Origin of the sequence: Sunxiuqinia rutila, assembly GCF_050589705.1 — a bacterium.
Classification (GTDB): Bacteria; Bacteroidota; Bacteroidia; order Bacteroidales; family Prolixibacteraceae; genus Sunxiuqinia; species Sunxiuqinia rutila.
Genome location: NZ_JBNGOT010000034.1, coordinates 1 through 1,991, shown reverse-complemented (window position 1 = coordinate 1,991; position 1,991 = coordinate 1). Strand labels below are relative to the sequence as shown.

Sequence of the window (1,991 nt, the reverse complement as noted above, 5' to 3'; positions counted from 1 at the left end):
CGTAGAGTAGAGCCTGACAGCCAACTCAATAATTATTGCACATAAATGTACAATTTTAAGTTGGGTGTCAGTACCCCCTGCATCAAACCGTACGTGAACTATTCGCTCATACGGCTTACCGATAGAGTTCTTCCTGTAGCTTTCGCATGGAACTTCAAGCTCGCATATTTTTCGATATCCAATAAGTGTTTATACTTTACCAGGTTGTCGAAAGGACGCTGGCGTAGCGTTTTATGGGCTTTTCGTCCTTTGCTTTTCAGCCATTTATATAGTTTGTAATCCAAATGCCATTTGATCTGGCTTACCGTGTCCCAAATGTGTGTTACCCTGGTGATGCTAAAGTAATTTAACCACCCAATCAAAATCTCGTTCAGCTTGTATACCATGGGTTCAATTTTCCAATGTCTCCGTTTTCCCAAACAATCACTGATATTTGCATAAAGCTTTGACCGTGATTTGATGCTTGGACGGATATTGGTATACCGTTTGGCGTTCCACTTAAATTTCGATTGTACCATGCGGAACTCAAACCCCAGAAAGCAAAAACTACTCTTGCTGATATGTAGCAATCTGGTCTTCTGCTGGTTGATTTGAAGTCCCATACGGGTTAAGGTGCTGTTCATGCGCCGAAGTATCTTCTGCGGGTAGCGGTTCGTTTTCATTAACACGAAATCATCTGCATACCTCACGATACGGATATCTTCTTTGGCATATGCACCATCAGGGGCATCAATTAACTGATCAAACACATTCAGGTAAATGTTGGCCAGCAATGGGGAGATCACCCCTCCCTGCGGAGTGCCAATCCTGCTCTTTTCCAGTTGCCCGTCCGGTTGTTGTACCGGGCTGCGCAACCATTGCCGAATCAGTTTAAGGATACTTTTGTCGGCGAGCCGGTCCGATACCAACTTCATCAGTTTATCGTGCGGTATCGTGTCGAAGTACTTCGACAAATCCGCATCGTAAATAAACTGGTAGCCCGCAAACAGGTTTTCCTTAATTTTTCGGATGGCATCATGGGCACTCTTTCTCGGGCGAAAGCCGTAGGAGGTTTCAATAAAATCGGCCTCATACAAAGGTTCGATCATCATTTTCACTGCCATTTGGACTACCCTGTCCCGAATAGTGGGAATACCCAATGGCCGTTTCTCTTTGCTTCCCGCTTTATCAATCATGACCCGGCGGATAGCTTGAGGACGGTAGGTTTTGTTTAAAAGATCGTTTCGGATATCTGTCAGAAACTGGGTTACTCCAGCTTTTTCTATCATTCCGAAGGTTAGCTTGTCAACTCCACCCCCATGGTATTCCTGCTTGCCCGTTTTTACACGTCGCCAGGATTCTTGTAATACATGTGGTTGACAAATTTTGTCGTACAAACTGTAAGCCTTAAAGCTTTTCTCTTGCTTGGCTCGCAGGTATAGCTTTCGCTGGAAGACACGAACTTTCTCATCGGTCGTAACCGATGGCATAACTTTTAGATTTTTGTCAATATTAAGCAGTTGTTTCTCCATAAAAGCATCTCTAAAGTAAAGCCCCTTCCCTAAAAGTAAAGTTGTGTTGTCTTTACAGTCAACGGTACTATGGGCTTCTCCGACTTCTCCTGAAACCACATCCGGACTTCGTTATACTTATACCGGCGTGTTTAAGCTTGCCATGCTTTGTTACAGGAGACCTCCCGTGTTCATATTTTCTCCGTGCATTACCACGCCATCCCTATGACTCCGGTAGACCTTATTGCTTCTCATGACTGTTAATCCACAATAAGTGACAGGGTTCGTGACACGTCAACATCCTCCCCAGCCTACGATTTACACTTTTCGAAGCTACTACGGGTTCACGCCTGAAGCATTACGGCTTGGTAACTCAATCCAAAGAACTCCTGAGTAAGCCTCACGACTTAAACAGTCTTTTGCATTACTGCCCGAACAGTCAATTCGGCAGATGGGAATTGAACCCATTGAAGAAAATACGCCTCACGGCGTACTAACGGT

Annotated in this window: 1 protein-coding gene; it reads right to left on the bottom strand. The window is 44.6% G+C overall.

What is annotated here, in order from left to right; translation table 11 throughout:
• Positions 1 to 98 precede the first annotated feature (98 nt).
• Entirely contained in the window at positions 99 to 1,511 is a 1,413-nt protein-coding gene (gene ltrA, locus ACRD6K_RS19965) for a group II intron reverse transcriptase/maturase (RefSeq protein ID WP_430974672.1), read from the bottom strand.
• Positions 1,512 to 1,991: the final 480 nt, after the last annotated feature.

Coding starts and splice junctions, on each gene's coding strand:
- ltrA (WP_430974672.1), bottom strand. CDS start 1,511: ATGGAGAAACAACTGCTTAATATTGACAAAAATCTAAAAGTTATGCCA.